Raw genomic sequence first — 15712 nt, 5'->3', positions numbered from 1 at the left:
AGTAAGGGTCGACTATCTAGCTGTTACCGATGGGTAAGTTCATACTGTGTTGATGAAGCCTGACTATGACGTCCTCATCATCGGTTCGGGGTTCGGCGGCAGCGTCAGCGCGCTGCGGCTAACCGAGAAGGGCTACCGGGTCGGCGTGCTGGAAGCAGGTCGCCGGTTCGCCGACGCGGACTTCGCCAAGACATCCTGGAACCTGCGCAAGTTCCTCTGGGCGCCCCAGTTCGGCATGTACGGCATCCAGCGCATTCACCTATTGCGCAACGTCATGATCCTCGCCGGTGCGGGCGTCGGCGGCGGATCGCTGAACTACGCCAACACGTTGTACGTCCCGCCGGAGGAGTTCTTCAACGACCCGCAGTGGCAGGGCATCACCGACTGGCGCGAAGAACTCATGCCGCACTACGACCAAGCGCAGCGGATGCTGGGGGTCGTCACCAACCCGACCTTCACCGATGCTGACCGGATCATGAAGGAGGTCGCCGACGACATGGGCGTCGGTGACACTTTCGTCGCCACGCCGGTCGGGGTGTTTTTCGGCGCCGACGGCGAAAAGGTGCCTGGCAAGTGCGTACCGGATCCATACTTTGGCGGCGCCGGACCCAGTCGCACTGGCTGCATCGAGTGCGGTTCCTGCATGACGGGGTGCCGATACGGTGCCAAGAACACTCTCGTGAAGAACTACCTCGGGCTGGCCGAATCCGCCGGAGCCCAGGTGCACCCGCTCACCATGGTCAAGGAGTTCGAGCAGCGCGCCGACGGGCTGTGGGAGGTGCACACGGCGCGCACCGGCAGCAAACTGCGCCGACGGCGCAAGACATTCACGGCGCGCCACGTCATCCTTGCGGCAGGAACCTACGGCACGCAGAAGCTGCTGTTCAAGATGCGAGACCAGGGCAAGCTACCGCAGTTGTCCGATCGACTCGGCCTGCTGACCCGGACCAACTCAGAGTCCATTGTCGGGGCGGCGCGCCTCAAGGTCGGCGACGATCTGGACCTGACGCACGGGGTGGCCATCACGTCATCGATCCACCCGACCGCCGATACACACGTCGAACCGGTCCGCTACGGCAGGGGCTCCAATGCGATGGGGTTGTTACAGACGCTGATGACCGACGGCGGCGGACCACAGGGCACCGACGTCCCGCGCTGGCAGCAACTGTTTCGAATTGCCAAGTCCGACCCGAAGGGCATGCTGCGGATGCTCAACCCGAGTCGGTGGAGTGAGCGCACCGTGATCGCGCTGGTCATGCAGCATTTGAACAACTCGATCACCACGTTCACCCGCAAGACCAAGTTCGGCTTCCGGATGTTGGACAGCAAGCAGGGGCACGGGGAACCGAACCCGACGTGGATTCCGGCAGGCAACGAAGTCACGCGGCGGATTGCCGAGAAGATCAACGGCGTTGCCGGTGGCACCTGGGGTGAATTGTTCAACATCCCGCTCACTGCGCACTTCCTGGGTGGCGCGGCGATCGGTGACAGTGCCGAGCACGGGGTCATCGATCCGTATCAGCGGGTGCATGGCTATCCCACGCTGTCGGTGATGGACGGCGCGGCGGTCTCGGCCAACCTCGGTGTAAACCCGTCGCTTTCGATCACCGCGCAGGCTGAGCGGGCGGCGGCGTTATGGCCGAACAAAGGCGAGGAAGACCTGCGTCCGGCGCAGGGCGAGCCCTATCAGCGGATCTCGCCCATCGCCCCGGCGCATCCAGCCGTGCCCGCCGAGGCGCCGGCCGCGCTGCGCAGAATCCCGATCGAGCCGGTCGGCTCGGCCGGGTAGGCCCCGCCGCCGGCCGGCCGCAGCAACACCCCCCACTAGACTGGCCAGGTGGAATCCGCAGCCCCCCGTCCGGTCTTGGTCGTCGACTTCGGCGCGCAGTACGCGCAGCTGATCGCGCGGCGGGTCCGCGAGGCGCGGGTGTATTCAGAGGTCATCCCGCACACGGCCAGTGTTGACGAGATCAAGGCCCGCAATCCCCGCGCCGTCGTGTTGTCCGGGGGGCCGGCCAGCGTCTACGCCGACGGAGCTCCGAAACTCGATCCCGCACTTTTCGGTCTGGATGTTCCGGTGTTCGGCATCTGCTACGGATTCCAGGCCATGGCGGAGGCGCTCGGCGGCACGGTAGCCCGCACCGGAACCAGGGAATATGGCCGTACTGAGTTGAAAGTCACTGGCGGACAACTGCATTCCGGCCTCCCCGACATGCAGCCGGTGTGGATGAGTCACGGCGACGCGGTGACCGCCGCGCCAACCGGCTTCGAAGTGGTCGCGACCAGCTCCGGAGCTCCGGTGGCGGCGTTCGAGAATCGGGCGCGTCGGCTGGCGGGGGTGCAGTATCACCCCGAGGTGATGCACACCCCGCACGGTCAGCAGGTGCTGAGCCGGTTCCTCCACGAGTTCGCGGGTATCGACGCCACGTGGACTCCGGCGAACATCGCCGACGCTCTCGTCGAGCAGGTGCACGCGCAGATCGGTGCGGGACGCGCGATCTGCGGGCTCTCGGGGGGCGTCGACTCGGCGGTTGCCGCCGCGCTGGTCCAGCGGGCCATCGGTGATCGGTTGACGTGTGTGTTCGTTGATCACGGGCTGCTGCGCGCGGGTGAGCGGGCGCAGGTGCAAAGCGATTTCGTCGCCGCGACTGGCGCCAACCTGGTCACCGTCGACGTGTCCGACCGGTTCCTCGAGGCGCTTGCCGGTGTCACCAACCCCGAGGGAAAGCGTAAGATCATCGGGCGCGAGTTCATCAGGGCATTCGAGGGTGCGGTGCGAGATGCGCTGCAGAACGACCGGGACAGTGCCTCCACGGATGTCGAGTTCCTGGTCCAGGGAACGCTTTATCCCGACGTGGTGGAGTCCGGAGGTGGAACCGGCGCGGCTAATATCAAGAGCCACCACAACGTCGGCGGGTTACCCGGTGACCTGAAGTTCAAGCTCGTCGAGCCCTTGCGTCTGCTGTTCAAGGATGAGGTGCGCGCGGTCGGACGGGAATTGGGTTTACCGGAAGAAATCGTTGCGCGCCAACCATTCCCCGGCCCCGGTCTGGGTATCCGGATCGTTGGCGAGGTCACCTCTGATCGCCTCGATACGCTACGGCGGGCCGACGCCATCGCGCGTGAAGAGCTGACGTCGGCCGGTTTGGACCACCAGATCTGGCAATGCCCGGTTGTGTTGCTGGCCGATGTGCGTTCGGTTGGCGTGCAAGGTGACGGCCGCACCTACGGGCACCCGATAGTGCTGCGTCCGGTTTCCAGCGAAGACGCGATGACGGCCGACTGGACGAGGGTGCCCTACGAAGTGCTGGAACGGATTTCGACGCGAATCACCAACGAGGTGCCTCAGGTGAACCGGGTGGTGTTGGACGTCACGAGCAAGCCGCCGGGCACCATCGAGTGGGAGTGAGAGGCTATTCGCCGCCGGTGTCGGCTTTCTTCTCCACGAGATCGCCGAGCAGCTGGGCCACCACCGTTTCGATCGTCGACTCGATCGAGAACGCCAGGGTGGCGGCCACCGCCTGCACTGCCTGGGTGCGAAATCGCACCAACGTGGTGATCAGTTCGGCCACTTCCACGTCATCCGGCATTGCCGCGCCCGGGTTGACCTTGTCGACGACCTCCTCGACGCCCGCCTGCACCAGGATCGCGCTGATCTGATCGAGCAGGGGTGCGATCTGTTCGTGCAGATCGATGAGTTTGTCAGTGGCAACGCCGTATTGGCGGAGCTCGTTGAACGCCGCGATCAGTTTCGGACGCACGACGAGGGCTTCTCCACCGGCGGCGCCATCCTCGAGGCGGATGATGCCCAGCCCGACCAGGCGGTCAAACCCGGGCTGGTCGTCCACCAGCTGCTTGGCTTCGGCGACAGACATTCGTTGCGGCTTCTCCGTCGCCCAGTTACCGGAGATTGCCGACTCCAGACCGAGCATGTCGCCGAGGTTCTTGCCCTGCTCCCACCCCGAGAGCATCTCGTGCACGTGGGCGATGGTGTAGCCGCGATCCAGCATCGAGGTGATGAGCCGCAGCCGCGTCAGGTGGGTGTCATTGAACAGAACGATGCGGCCGACCCGCAGTGGTGGGTGGAGCAGGCCACGGTCGCGGTAGACCCTGATGTTGCGCGTGGTGGTGCCCGCCAACCGAGCCAGCTCGTCGAGTCGGTACTCGCCGGATTGGGCGACACCGTGGGGCTGTACGGCCGCGTCGAACAGTTGCGAGACCGCGTTCTCGATCACATCTCGCGACCCTCGGCGGATCCGGCGCAGGATGGTCGGGATCGGGCCCGTCTGCGGCCTAGCCGGCGCGGCGGGATCCCTGGCCGGTGGCATGTCAGGCCGTCGAGGTGGCAACGCCGGTGCCGACCGCACGCGACTCGTCCCCACCAGATTGGCTCCTCGCTTTCGCGATGTAGTCCTCGATCTGAAACTTTCGCATCTGCCGAAGATACTGCGTGGCGAACCCCGGGTACATCGACGCGTTGAAGCCATCTGCGGTCAGATACCAGCTGTTGCAGCCCGACATCCATGTGGTGGTGTTCAGGCGCTTCTGGATTCCGAGGTTGTAGCGGTGTTGCGCGTCGGCTCGGACGTCGAGATAGCGCAGGTCGTTGTTCAGGATCGTCGTGATCCCGGTCACGGCATAATCCAGCTGTCCCTCGACATAGACGAGCAGGGAATTGTGGCCGGGGCCGGAGTTGGGCCCGGTCATGAAGAACAGGTTTGGGTAGCCGTGCGCGCTGGCGCTCTTGTACGCCTGGGCGTGACCGGCCCACTCTTGCTGTAGAGATCGGCCGCCGAGACCCGTCACGGGGAATGGTGGGCCGGACAGGTGCACGTCGTAGCCAGTGGCGAACACGATCGCGTCCAGGTGATGCTCGATGCCGTCGCTGGTGCGGATGCCGACCGGGCTCAAGGTGGCGATTGGCCAGTCGATCAGCTTGCAGTTGTCGCGCTGCAGGGCAGGGTAGTAGTCGCTGGACACCAGCATCCGCTTGCAGCCCGGCGTGAACTCCGGGGTGAGCTGGCGGCGCAGCCACCGGTCTTTGACCTGGCGGCGCAGGTGCGCTCGGCCCAATCGGGCGACGAGCCGGCTCATCGGTGTATTCCAAACCAACGCCGCCGCGCTGGCCTCATGTCCCCAGTAGAGCGCCTGCCGGGCGAGCTCCTGGGTTGCAGGCACCGCCGCGAACAGTGCTTGCACGGCGTCGGGCACTCGCGCGTCCAGGCGGGGCAGTACCCACCCCGGGGTGCGCTGGAATACTTTGACGAACTGGGCGGTCTTGACCAGTTCGGGCACGATCTGCACGGCGCTTGCCCCAGTGCCGATCACCGCGACTCGCTTGCCGGTGTAGTCGTAGTCCTCGTCCCACGCCGCGCTGTGAATCTTGTGGCCCCGGTAGGTGTCGATACCGCGGATGTCGGGCAGTACGTGATCTGCCAGCGGTCCGGCAGCCAGCACCACTGTGCGCGCCCGAAATGCTTTGCGCTGCTGTGTTGTCGCTGTCCAGACACCTGCGGACTCGTCGAAGGACAAACCGGTGATCTCGGTGTCGAACCGAATGAGCGGGCGCAGCCCGAACTGGTCGGTCATCTCCTCGATGTGCTGACAGATCTCGCTGCCGGTGGGGTAGGCGCGGGACCACGACGGGTTCTTGGCGAAAGAGAACGAATACAGCAGTGACGGGATGTCGCATGCCACGCCGGGGTAGACATTGTCGCGCCAGGTGCCGCCGACCCGTTTGGCGCGTTCGACCAGCACGATGTCATCGACGCCAGCGTTCCGCAGCTTGATCGCGGCGCCCAAGCCGGTGAACCCGGCACCGATGATGAGGGTGTCGTGGACATGGACAGGGGTCATGTCAGGCCGCCGGGTCATGGGTGATCTCCTTGAACCAGCTGGGGATGGGCCTCAGCAACTTCTTGGGATAGTAATCTGACGCCCAGACCATCGGGTTGGCCAGCCAGTGGTACGGGTTGTCGGGTTTGACCACCATGCGTGAGTGCAGTTTGAGAATCTGGTATGTCGGTACCCGCCAAGCATTTTCACTGCGTTCGCCGAGAGTCTTGAACCGTTTCATGGCGTTGTACAACTTCTCAGGCTGCAGACCCATGCCGACAATGTTGTTTCGCATCCGATTGAGCAGGGGTACATACATGATCGCGCCGATGATGACGCCCGGAGACGCGACGTTGCCGACGAATTGCACTAGGAGTCGGCGCGCGTCAGCCTGGCCGATCATGTCGAGAACTGCGAAATCAACTGCAATATGCCGGGATTCGTCGTTGTTTATCTTCTCGAATACCTGGTGACAGACCGGGTCGTGTACCTCCTCGAGGAGGAACTTCAGCAACGCCCCGTCCAGGGCGACCTCGAGCATGGGGATGACCGTGCCCAGGATCGACAGCGACATGTCGTCGGCGTAGGTGTCGAGCCAGTCGATTGCCAGTCGGATGTTGAGGTTGGGCTCGGGCATCTCGCCGTCATCGAGCATGCCCCAGCGCTTCATCAGTGCCAGTTCGGCATTGGCGTGCCGTTGCTCCTCGGCGTGGAAGTACCGGTAGATCTCGGCGATCGTCGGGGTGGGGGCCTTCTTGGCCAGTGCGGCAAAACCCCGCGCACCGATGTTCTCGATCCAGCACAGGTCGGCCATGAAAGATTTCAGCTTCGGCCGCATCTCATCGGTGATGGTCTCGGCACCCGGGGCGGTCCAGTCGATGTCGGCCAATGCCCATTGGCGATCCTTGATCTTCGCCAGCATCGCATCCATGTCGAGCTTCGACTTCGGGGCCATGATTCCTCCCTAGCGGGTCACGCGGGTGGTTAGACCGACAGCTTTGGTGAACACTGTCGGGGTGAAACGCTTTATGCTCCAGATGATCCGGGCGTCAGGCTGCGGCATGCAGTACAGGCCGCCGCGGTCGTTGGTGTCGAGGCACATCTGGGCTATGCGTTGTGGGGAGAAGCCCGTCCAGCGCATCAGGTGGTCGGCGATTTGGGTGGAGCTTGCCGAGATTCTTCCTGAGTCAACGATATTGGTCTTGACGAAGGTCGGGCACAACACCGTCACATTGACTCCGGTGCCGGCGAGTTCGGCGGCAAGGGTCTCCGAAATGGAGAGAGTGCCCGCCTTGCTGGCGTTGTAAGCGGCCATGCCAGGGACAGCGCCGAACGCGGCCGCGGAGGCGACGTTGATGATGCCGGCCGGTCGGCCTGCGTCGCGCAGGATCGGGGCGAAGACATGGCAGCCGTGGATTGGACCCCAAAGGTTGATGTTCAGCACCCAGGCCCAATCGGCGAGATCGGTGTCGCCGATCATGGATCCGCCGGCGCCCACACCCGCGTTGTTGATCACTAACGTCGGTGGTCGCTCGAACCAGCATTGTGCTTCCTTGGCGAGCAGGCGCACCTCATCGACGTCGGTGACATCGCAGCGCAATGCCAGAGCCTGCCCGTCCCCGTCGGTGACGATTTTCTCGGCGGTCTGTCGTGCTGCGCCCTCGTCGATGTCGCTGCACACGACGCGTCCGCCGCGGCGGGCCAGTTCGACGGCGAACGCGGCACCGATCCCGCTGCCGGCGCCGGTAATCACCGCGTCGGCGTGGTGGCTGCGTTTCGGTCCGAAAAGGCCCATGAAGTCAGCCCAGCTGCTTGATGCCGTGGGCGCGCAACGCATTCGGGATGGACGCCGCGATCTTGGGCAGCACGGAGATGCAGGATCGCGGCGAGCCACGATTCGGCGAGGAGCACGCCTGCTCACCATCGGGCACGTTTGAAGTACAGCACCAAATGGTGACATTTGTCAATGACACCATTTGCGGGCGTCATGTTTGGCCGAGGCCACGCTCTTTGGCCGGCGCGGGCCCATGCTGTGCCGACGGCGCACACTCGCGCCCTCGCCTCGTCGGCACGGCTTCAACGAAGGAAATTCTGTTGACGCTGTCGGGGGCGGGGTGTTTACTATGAATCGAACATACATTCGAATACAGCGATAAGAACGTTGCGGATCAGGCGGGTTGTGCGGGAGGTGCTGCTGTGACATTGGCAGTCGACGCGGTAGGCGCCGACAGTGCCCGCAGTGCCCGCAGTGCTCAAAGGGGTGCGTCGAACCGCGCTGAACGGGTAGAGCAGCTGCGCAGGCAGATGGCCTCGGTGTCCGAGAAGATGGCAGGGAAAGGGGGCGGAGCCGCCCCGGCGGCGACATTCGGGGGCGGAGCCGCCCCGGCGGCGACATTCGGGGGCGGAGCCGCCCCGGCGGCGGCGCCCGGTCCAGAGCTCTCAACTGGTCCTGATTCTTTGCTGCCGTTGCCCGATTCGTTGTCCGAGCTACTGCCCGGCGCGCTACCCCGCGGAACCGTGGCGGTGCTTTCGGGCGCCCGATCGCTGGAGCTGAGCATGGTCGCGGCGGTGACGGCGCAGGGTGGTCATGCCGCGATCATCGGCCAGCCCGATATCGGATTGCTCGCCGCGGTGGAGATGGGAGCAGACCTGAGCAGGGTCGCGGTCATTCCGGAACCGGGAGCCGACCCGGTCGAGGTGGCCGCGGTCCTGTTGGACGGGATGGACCTGGTGGTTCTCGGGCTGGGGGGCCGGTCGGTTTCGGCGACCCGCGCCAGGGCTGTGGTGGCACGCGCCCGGCAGCGGGGGTGCACGCTGCTCGTCACTGATGGGAACTGGCAGGGAGCCTCCGCCCGACTGGATGCGCACGTCAGCGGATACGAGATCGTCGGCGCCGGCCGCGGAGCTCCCACGCCGGGATGTGGGCGGATCAGCCGGGTGCGGCTGGCCATGTGTGCTCTGGGACGCTCGGTTGGCCCGGCCCGTGCCCTAGGCGGATGAGGTGGTTGCTTCCAGAGTATTGGCGCTCTGGTGCATGGACTGGCCTGCCGTCGCCGCGGCGGCAGCTGCCGGACTGCCCTCGACAGTGCCGATCGCGGTCACCCTGGCCAACCGGGTCATCGCGTGTTCTGCGGCAGCGCGTGCAGCGGGTGTGCGCCGAGGGCTGCGCCGTCGCGAGTCACAGGCCAGATGCCCGGAATTGCGGGTAGTCACCGCAGACCTTGCCCGCGATGCCCGGCACTTCGAGCATGTCACGGCCGCGGTGGACGACCTGGTGCCACGTGCTGAGGTGCTGCGTCCCGGGCTATTGGTGTTGTCGGTTCGCGGTGCGGCCCGGTATTTCGGATCCGAGCAGGCCGCGGCTGAACGGCTGGTCGACGCGGTGGCCGCGGCCGGTGCCGAATGCCAGGTAGGCGTCGCCGATCAGTTACCCACCGCGGTCTTCGCGGCGCGGGTGGGCAGGATCATCATTCCCGGCGAGGATGCGCTGTTTCTTTCCGATATGTCGATCCGGCAGCTGGCCGCAGAACCGAGCCTGGCACCCGCCAGTCGTGAGGAGCTGACAGATCTGTTGTGGCGTATGGGGGTCCGAAGAATCGGGCAGTTCGCCGACCTTCCCCGAAGCGACGTGGCCTCCCGTTTCGGAGCTGATGCGATAGCCGCACACCGCCTTGCTCGCGGTGAACCCACGCGTGGTCCGTCGGGGAGCGAGCCCGAAGGTGAGCTTGACGCAGTGATGAACTGTGATCCGCCCATCGATCGGGTGGACGCGGCAGCGTTCGCCGGACGCTCACTAGCCAGTGAGCTGCATCGCACCCTAGAGGCTGCGGGAGTGGGATGCACCAGGCTGGCCATTCAGGCTATAACCGCCAATGGTCAAGAGCTAGAGCGTGTCTGGCGATGCGCCGAACCGCTGACCGCCGATGCCACCGCCGATCGGGTGCGCTGGCAGCTAGACGGCTGGCTGAATCGCCGCACAGAGATACGGCGGTCTGCGGGGGAAGGGAACGGACGCCCTGGCGCGCCGATCACCGTTCTGCGACTGCGCCCGGTGGAGGTGGTGTCGGCCGAGGCCTTGCAACTGCCGCTCTGGGGTGGGGTCGGCGAGGAGGACAGACTGCGCGCGCGGCGGGCGCTGGTGCGGGTACAGGGGCTACTCGGCCCAGACGCCGTGCAGGTTCCGGTGCTCAGCGGAGGACGAGGTCCGGCCGAATGCATCACCCTCGCCCAGCTTGGGGATGAACTTGTGCCACAGGAGAATCCAGATCATCCATGGCCGGGGCGGCTCCCCAATCCCGCGCCCACCGTGCTGCTCGACGATCTGGTCGAACTGTTCGATGCCGAGGGAAACCCGGTGCGGGTCACCGCGCGGGGGCTGTTCTCCGCAGATCCTTTCCGGCTGGACGCGCCCGGCCGCACCGGTCGGTTGTCCTGGTGGGCTGGACCCTGGTCCGTTGATGAACGGTGGTGGGAGGACGCGAGGAGTGGTCGCACGGCCCGCGCGCAGGTGCTGCTGGGCGGTGACCAGGCCCGGGGTCCGGTACAGGCTCTGCTGCTCTGCTACCGGCAGCGGCGGTGGTACCTCGAGGGCGTTTACGACTGATCGAGCCGTTTGGCGAATGCCCCGACGCGGGCAATGAACCGGTCGAAGAACGCCGCAGGGTCGACGCCGACACCGATGAGCGCGTTGGGTTCTCGCCCCCACCGTCGACTCCAGTCGGCAATGGTCATGCCGCGCGTCAGCGTGCCGGTCAACTCGACATCGATCGGGGCCGCGCGGTAGCGCACCAACTCGGTGTCCAGTGCGACCGCGGCGGCCAACGGGTCGTGCAGGTGGGCCAGATAGCCCTCACCCTGGTCGTGGTGAAACTCGAAGTAGAACCTCATCGCGTCCTCGAGGACTCGGATCAGCGGATTGGAAGCCGTCGACAGGGTGCCGCGATCGTCGTGCACGGTCATCGGGGTTGAGGAGGACCCGGCGGACAGTGCCAGCCGGCTCAACGAATCAGGAGTCATCGCGACATTCTCGGTGAGGTTGAGCCCCAACATGATCGGAAGATTCTTTGAATTCCCGGACCCGTGGCGGTCCCACGCCGCGAACACCTCTGCCACCGATTCCGGATCGACGCTGACGTTCCATTCGGCAACCGGCGTGGTATTGCCCTGGTAGCCGAAGGCGCCGCCCATGATCACCAGCCGATTCAACAGACCGGGCAGAGACGGGTCGGCGCGCAGCGCCAGTGCCAAGTTGGTCAGCGGTCCGGTCACCACCCCGATCAGCTCACCGGGGTGAGCATGGGCGGCCCGCACCCACGCCTCGGCGGCGTCGTAGGCGGCAAGGTCTGTACTCGGCACATGTAGACGGGCGTAGCCGAGACCTTGGGGCCCGTGGGTGTCCTCCGCCGTCCGCAGCGGAGCGCTGAGCGGACTCTCCGAACCCATCGACACCGGCACGCCGGTCGTCCCGCACAGCTCCAGCAGAGCAAGATTGTTCTGGCACACTTGGCGCACCGGAACGTTGCCCGCAGTTGAGGCGATGCCGACGAGTTCGACCTCGGGACTGCCCAGCAGATACACCAGGGCCATAGCGTCATCGACGCCGGTGTCGACGTCGATGAAGATCGGATGCCGCGCCGCGGTCACCAGTGCACGCCCGGGACCAATCGCACCGCCCTCTTGACCGTGCGAGGAACCCGAAGTGCGGGCCTCGGTCTCGCCGGACGTCTGGGTGGTCGCGCCGGTGCCGGTGGGCTGTCCTCAGCGACACCGCGCGCCGCCGACGAATCGGGGTAGCCCAGATACAACTGGTGTAACACGCGACGGGACAGCTTCGGGGTGAAGTACATGCCCAGATCGGAGAGCGTTCCGACCGGTGTGTCGATGCGTGCGGGCTTCTCCACCAAGCCCCGCACCACCATGGCGGCTGCGTGTTCGGCCGAGATCGGTGGCATCGGGTTGAGCCTACGTGAGGGTGCGATCATCGGCGTCTCGACCAGCGGCATGTGAATATTGGTGAACGTGATGTGATCCGAAAGTGTCTCGGCACCAACGACTTCAGCGAATGCATCTAGGGCGGCTTTGCTGGGAATGTAGGCGCTGTACTTCGGACTGCTGGCCTGGACCCCGGCGCTGGAGACGTTGACCACGTGGCCGAACTGCCGTTCGCGCCAGTGCGGAAGCAGTGCCAGCACCATGCGGACCGGGCCGAAGTAGTTGACCGCCATCACACGTTCGTAGTCGTGCAGGCGGTCGGTGGATGCGATCACCGACCGCCGAATCGACCGTCCGGCATTGTTGACCAGGTAGTCGACGTGTCCGAAGCTGCTCAGAATGTCCTTGATGGTGTGCTCCACGGCCGCCGAGTCGGTGACGTCGCAGGTGAATGCGTGGGCTTGGCCTCCGGCCTTGCGGATCTCGGTGATCAGACCGTCGAGCGCTTCGCCGTTGCGTGCCAACGCGAAAACCGTTGCACCGCGGGCGGCTACCGCGATCGCCGAGGCCCGGCCGATGCCGCTGGAAGCGCCGGTGATGATCACCTGCCTGCCCGTCAGAGGTCCGTCGGGACCATCCCTTCGGGCTCGGGTGGGGTCGAGGTGCTCGGCCCAGTAGCGCCACAGCTGCGGTGCGTAGGAGGCGAACTGCGGAACCGCGATTCCGGTGCCGTGTAGAGCCTCTTGGGTGCGCTCGCAGGTGAACGTCGGGGCGAGGTCGACGACATCGAGAATTTCGCTGGGGATGCCGAGTTGGGTGGCTGCCATGTTGCGCAGGATTTTTGCGCGCCCGGTCACCTGGAGGAACGGGGCGGCCGCGGCGCGGGGCAGGGATCCGACCAGGGGGGGTAACCCGGCCGCCGGGGCGATTGCGCGATAGATGCCCCGGAGCCCGATCGTCTTGGGTGCGGTCAGGTGGAACGTCTGGCCGTCGCGCCCGTCGGCGTGCATGAGTTTGACGGTGGCTTCAACGACGAAGTCCACCGGCACGATGTTCGTGCGTCCGGTGTCTGGCAGCACCATCGGCGTGAACTTTGGAAGCATTGCGAACGCGGACAATATCCCGAAGAAATAGTAGGGGCCGTCGACTTTGTCCATCGCCCCGGTCTTGGAGTCGCCGACCACCACGGCGGGCCGGTAGATCCGGTACCGCAGCCCGGTCGCGGACCGCACCAGCAGTTCGGCCTCGAACTTGGTCTGGTGGTAGGGCGTAGGAAGTTCCTGTCCGACGTCGAAGTCGTCTTCGGTGAAGACCCCACGGTAGGTTCCGGCGACCGCAATCGAGGACACATGATGCAACGTCGCGTCCAGCTGTCTCGCCAACGCGATCACAGCCCGGGTGCCGTCCACGTTGGCGGCGCGCTGCCGGTCCGCCGAGGCGGCGATGTCGTAGACCGCGGCGCAGTGCACGACGTGGTCGACCCGGAAGTCGGGGGCTTCGAGGACGTCGTCGGTGAGGCCGAGATCGGGAGCGGTCACGTCGCCGACGAGTGGCTGCACGCGGTCGTCCCAGCGCTGGGCGATCTGCTCGAACTTGGCGAGTGACTCCCGGCGCACCAGCACATGTACCGCGGAGGTATCGGGGAGAGCTGACACGCGGTCTATCAGACGCTGTCCAATAAACCCGGTACCGCCGGTAACGACATAGCGCATGGGGTTCATGGTCACGCCTGGCCAGACAAAGGTCAACACCAGATACTCTCTGGTCCTATGCCGATCGATCCGAACGCCATTGGCGCTACGACGCCACCGCAGATCTTCGAGTGGACCGACCGCGACACGTTGTTGTATGCGCTGGGCGTGGGGGCGGGCACCAACGATCTTGCATTCACCACCGAGAACAGTCACGGCGTCGACCAGCAGGTACTGCCTACTTACGCGGTGATCTGTTGCTCGGCATTCGCCGCGGGCGCCAGGATCGGATCTTTCAACTTCAGCCGACTGCTGCACGGATCCCAGGGCGTTCGGGTGTTTGCGCCGCTACCGCCGGCGGGCAGGCTCAGTGTCGTGTGCGAAGTAAGCGACATTCAGGACAAGGGCGAGGGCAAGAACGCGGTCGTGATGTTCAAGGCCACCGGCAGCGACCCAGATACGGGTCAGCGAGTCGCCGAAACATCCACCACCGTGGTGATTCGCGGGGAGGGGGGTTTCGGCGGACAGCCTGGACAGCGTCCGGCGGCACCGGACATTCCCGAGCGGGACCCCGATGCCCGGGTAGCGCTGCCCACCCGCGAGGACCAGGCGCTTCTGTACCGGTTGTCCGGGGATCGCAACCCGCTGCACAGCGACCCGTGGTTCGCCCGCGAGCTGGCGGGATTCCCCAGGCCGATCCTGCACGGCCTGTGTAGCTATGGGGTCGCCGGGCGGGCGCTGGTCGCCGAGCTGGGCGGCGGTGACGCCGCGAAGATCACGGCGATCTCGGCTCGCTTCACTTCGCCGGTCTTCCCTGGCGACGTTTTGACGACGTCGATCTGGCGCCTGGAATCGGGTCGGGCCGTGTTCCACACCGAGGCCGCGAATCCGGATGGTTCGGAGGCTCGTCTGGTGCTCCAGGACGGCGTGGCCGAACACGCTGAGTGAGGTGGCGCCGAGCACACCCTGTGAAATCGTTTTCGCTGCTGGTAGCTTCGGTTGTGCGGGCGGTTGATCTTGTTCGGGAACCCGGGGTGACGAATGTTTGATGGTTTGCGGAGGTCCCCCGCTGTGTCGATAGGCGCATCGCTGCGGCGAGCCGACCACTACTACTGGATCACTGCGCTGCTCAGCGCGCGGAGTATGCAGGCGCGGGCCTGCCGTTTGGTCGCGGTGTGTTTCGTGGCTCTCGGGCTGGCGCCCGTTGTGCTGATGTCCAGCCTCCTAGGCCCTCATAGCCTGCCGTCGCGGATCGCGGCCTGGGCCGTCTTCGGCTGTTGTCTGGCGATGTCTGTGTTGTGGTTGCGCCACCATTGGCCCACCCGGGCACAGTCACTGATCTGCGCCATTGGCGGATCGTTGGCCATCGGCGTTTCCGCCCTCATCGTCTCCAGCCCGGTCATCGGGTTCGTGGGTGCCGCGAACTTTGTTGTGCTGACGGCGTTCGTGGTGTTCTTCCACGCCCCGCGGCTGCTGGTGGTGACCTGGACCGTCACCGCGGTGGTGGTCGGGGTGCTGTTTGCGCGCTTGGCGCCGATGGACCTGGCGCTGGCGGTGTGCGCGGTGGGGATGACAGTCCTGCTCAACGTATTTGTTGCCTTCGCCGGCTGGGGGATGATCAGGCTGATCCAACCGGACAGCGATCGCGGCGACGTGGAGCAACTCACCGGCCTGTTGAATCGCGAGGCGTTCTACCGCCGCGCTGCCAACTTGCTGGCGTCGCGGAGTCGCAGCCAGGACCAGTATCTGGTCATGGTCGCGGTGAACATCGACAGCATCTCGGTGCAACTCGGGATGTCGGGATCGCGGGCGGGTGACCGGGCGCGGGTGGCGGTGTCGCAGGCGCTGCGCGATACGGTTCGGCAGAACGCGGTCGCCGCCCACGTCGCCGATGACGATTTCCTGGTCGCCGACACGTTCACCACCGCCGATGCCTCGCCGCTGGTGGAGCGGATTCGCGGTGCGATCGCCAGCACACCACAACGGCTGACGGCCAGCATCGGAGTCGTGTCCACGCAGCTGTTACCGCTGGTCACCGAGCCTCCCGACGAGGTAGTCGACAAGCTCATCGCGATCGCCGGCGCGGCGATCGAGCAGGCGCGGATTGCCGGCGGCGACCAGGTTCGATACGTGCTGCGGCCGATGCTGGCAGAGGACAAGACCGACTGACGTCCTGGGAGATGACAGCAAGACCGACTAAGTGTCATCTCCCAAGACATCGGTGACAGTTCTGCATCAGGACATTGGTGACACTT

Annotated in this window: 13 protein-coding genes; 6 read left to right on the top strand and 7 right to left on the bottom strand. The window is 65.5% G+C overall.

Annotated elements, in window-relative coordinates; genetic code table 11:
* Positions 1–52: 52 nt before the first annotated feature.
* Together ACPGXI_RS16170 and guaA are read left to right on the top strand one after the other, a co-directional pair.
* Positions 53–1789: an FAD-dependent oxidoreductase gene (locus tag ACPGXI_RS16170; RefSeq protein WP_526654711.1), complete on the top strand. Its 1737-nt coding sequence runs from the start codon at positions 53–55 to the stop codon at positions 1787–1789.
* Positions 1790–1837: 48 nt separating this feature from the next.
* Positions 1838–3409 (top strand): glutamine-hydrolyzing GMP synthase, encoded by a 1572-nt coding sequence (guaA, locus tag ACPGXI_RS16165; protein WP_526654709.1) that lies wholly within the window; start codon positions 1838–1840, stop codon positions 3407–3409.
* A gap of 4 nt (positions 3410–3413) precedes the next feature.
* On the opposite strand, the gene ACPGXI_RS16160 is transcribed toward guaA, so the two are convergent.
* The 5 genes from ACPGXI_RS16160 to ACPGXI_RS16140 are packed head-to-tail and all read right to left on the bottom strand — an operon-like array spanning position 3414 to position 7766.
* The gene (locus tag ACPGXI_RS16160) at positions 3414–4328 is read right to left on the bottom strand and encodes a MerR family transcriptional regulator (RefSeq protein WP_526654707.1); all 915 of its coding nucleotides are present in this window, start codon (positions 4326–4328) and stop codon (positions 3414–3416) included.
* Position 4329: 1 nt separating this feature from the next.
* Complete coding sequence (locus ACPGXI_RS16155; protein WP_526654717.1) at positions 4330–5856, bottom strand: flavin-containing monooxygenase; 1527 nt, start codon at positions 5854–5856, stop codon at positions 4330–4332.
* A 1-nt stretch (position 5857) separates the two neighbouring features.
* Entirely contained in the window at positions 5858–6790 is a 933-nt protein-coding gene (locus ACPGXI_RS16150; RefSeq protein WP_526654705.1) for a ferritin-like domain-containing protein, read from the bottom strand.
* Positions 6791–6799: 9 nt separating this feature from the next.
* Positions 6800–7630 carry an SDR family NAD(P)-dependent oxidoreductase gene (locus tag ACPGXI_RS16145; RefSeq protein WP_526654703.1) on the bottom strand — a complete coding sequence of 277 codons (831 nt, stop codon included), beginning with the start codon at positions 7628–7630 and terminating at the stop codon, positions 6800–6802.
* A 4-nt stretch (positions 7631–7634) separates the two neighbouring features.
* Complete coding sequence (locus ACPGXI_RS16140; protein WP_526654701.1) at positions 7635–7766, bottom strand: hypothetical protein; 132 nt, start codon at positions 7764–7766, stop codon at positions 7635–7637.
* 265 nt (positions 7767–8031) lie between these two features.
* Here ACPGXI_RS16140 and imuA' point away from each other — a divergent pair, with 265 nt between their 5' ends.
* Entirely contained in the window at positions 8032–8835 is an 804-nt protein-coding gene (imuA', locus tag ACPGXI_RS16135; protein ID WP_526654699.1) for a DnaE2-dependent mutagenesis accessory factor ImuA', read from the top strand.
* 34 nt (positions 8836–8869) lie between these two features.
* Positions 8870–10438 carry a DNA polymerase Y family protein gene (locus tag ACPGXI_RS16130; protein ID WP_526654715.1) on the top strand — a complete coding sequence of 523 codons (1569 nt, stop codon included), beginning with the start codon at positions 8870–8872 and terminating at the stop codon, positions 10436–10438.
* On the opposite strand, the gene ACPGXI_RS16125 is transcribed toward ACPGXI_RS16130, so the two are convergent.
* Positions 10429–11478 (bottom strand): nucleoside hydrolase, encoded by a 1050-nt coding sequence (locus tag ACPGXI_RS16125; RefSeq protein ID WP_526654697.1) that lies wholly within the window; start codon positions 11476–11478, stop codon positions 10429–10431. The two genes, ACPGXI_RS16130 and ACPGXI_RS16125, sit on opposite strands and share 10 nt — an antisense overlap.
* Positions 11475–13478 (bottom strand): SDR family oxidoreductase, encoded by a 2004-nt coding sequence (locus tag ACPGXI_RS16120; RefSeq protein WP_526654713.1) that lies wholly within the window; start codon positions 13476–13478, stop codon positions 11475–11477. Before ACPGXI_RS16120 ends, ACPGXI_RS16125 begins: the two co-directional genes overlap by 4 nt.
* Before the next feature lie 57 nt (positions 13479–13535).
* On the opposite strand from ACPGXI_RS16120, the gene ACPGXI_RS16115 reads away from it, so the two are divergent.
* Together ACPGXI_RS16115 and ACPGXI_RS16110 are read left to right on the top strand one after the other, a co-directional pair.
* A complete protein-coding gene (locus tag ACPGXI_RS16115; RefSeq protein WP_526654695.1) occupies positions 13536–14405 on the top strand; it encodes a MaoC/PaaZ C-terminal domain-containing protein in 870 nt (289 codons plus the stop codon).
* Positions 14406–14528: 123 nt separating this feature from the next.
* Positions 14529–15626: a GGDEF domain-containing protein gene (locus tag ACPGXI_RS16110; RefSeq protein ID WP_526654693.1), complete on the top strand. Its 1098-nt coding sequence runs from the start codon at positions 14529–14531 to the stop codon at positions 15624–15626.
* Positions 15627–15712 lie beyond the last annotated feature (86 nt).

Source organism: Mycobacterium sp., assembly GCF_049608025.1.
Lineage (GTDB): Bacteria > Actinomycetota > Actinomycetes > Mycobacteriales > Mycobacteriaceae > Mycobacterium.
This window is presented reverse-complemented; position numbering and strand designations above follow the sequence as displayed.

What these genes read in the sequence shown, in the direction of transcription:
- ACPGXI_RS16150 (WP_526654705.1), bottom strand. Translation starts at nt 6,790, where the DNA reads ATGGCCCCGAAGTCGAAGCTCGACATGGATGCGATGCTGGCGAAGATC.
- ACPGXI_RS16170 (WP_526654711.1), top strand. Translation starts at nt 53, where the DNA reads ATGAAGCCTGACTATGACGTCCTCATCATCGGTTCGGGGTTCGGCGGC.
- ACPGXI_RS16145 (WP_526654703.1), bottom strand. Translation starts at nt 7,630, where the DNA reads ATGGGCCTTTTCGGACCGAAACGCAGCCACCACGCCGACGCGGTGATT.
- ACPGXI_RS16115 (WP_526654695.1), top strand. Translation starts at nt 13,536, where the DNA reads ATGCCGATCGATCCGAACGCCATTGGCGCTACGACGCCACCGCAGATC.
- ACPGXI_RS16160 (WP_526654707.1), bottom strand. Translation starts at nt 4,328, where the DNA reads ATGCCACCGGCCAGGGATCCCGCCGCGCCGGCTAGGCCGCAGACGGGC.
- ACPGXI_RS16155 (WP_526654717.1), bottom strand. Translation starts at nt 5,856, where the DNA reads ATGACCCCTGTCCATGTCCACGACACCCTCATCATCGGTGCCGGGTTC.
- ACPGXI_RS16120 (WP_526654713.1), bottom strand. Translation starts at nt 13,478, where the DNA reads ATGCGCTATGTCGTTACCGGCGGTACCGGGTTTATTGGACAGCGTCTG.
- ACPGXI_RS16130 (WP_526654715.1), top strand. Translation starts at nt 8,870, where the DNA reads ATGGACTGGCCTGCCGTCGCCGCGGCGGCAGCTGCCGGACTGCCCTCG.